Source organism: Mesorhizobium sp. M4A.F.Ca.ET.050.02.1.1, from assembly GCF_003997725.1.
GTDB lineage: Bacteria > Pseudomonadota > Alphaproteobacteria > Rhizobiales > Rhizobiaceae > Mesorhizobium.
The window spans coordinates 1-558 of record NZ_RZSG01001447.1 but is presented as its reverse complement, the minus strand read 5'-3'; the positions used below and the strand labels follow the sequence as shown (position 1 = coordinate 558).

Annotated in this window: 1 protein-coding gene; it reads right to left on the bottom strand. The window is 64.9% G+C overall.

All coding sequences use genetic code 11. From position 1 onward, the window contains the following. The coding region (locus tag EOA33_RS38060; protein ID WP_127407864.1) for an AAA family ATPase at positions 1-558 on the bottom strand (558 nt) is incomplete at both ends.

Below are 558 nucleotides of genomic sequence, written 5' to 3'. Positions count from 1 at the left end.
CTCGATGGCGTCCTCGATGGTCGGCTCGTTGACGTCGATCTTCTGGAAGCGCCGCACCAAGGCGCGGTCCTTCTCGAAGAACTGGCGGAACTCCTTGTAGGTGGTCGAGCCGATGCAGCGGATGGCGCCCGACGACAGCGCCGGCTTCAGCAGGTTCGACGCGTCCATGGCGCCGCCTGACGTGGCCCCTGCCCCGATCACGGTATGGATCTCGTCGATGAACAGCACCGCGCCGGGATAGTCCTCGAGTTCCTTGACGACCTGCTTCAGCCGCTCCTCGAAGTCGCCGCGATAGCGCGTGCCGGCGAGCAGCGTGCCCATGTCGAGCGCGAAGATAGTGGCGTTGTGCAGCACCTCGGGCACGTCGCCCTCGACGATGCGCTTGGCCAGACCCTCGGCGATCGCCGTCTTGCCGACGCCGGGATCGCCGACATAGAGCGGGTTGTTCTTGGAGCGGCGGCACAGCACCTGGATCGTGCGGTTGATCTCCGACTCGCGGCCGATCAGCGGATCGATCTTGCCGGCCTTGGCCTTGTTGTTGAGGTTGATGCAATAAGC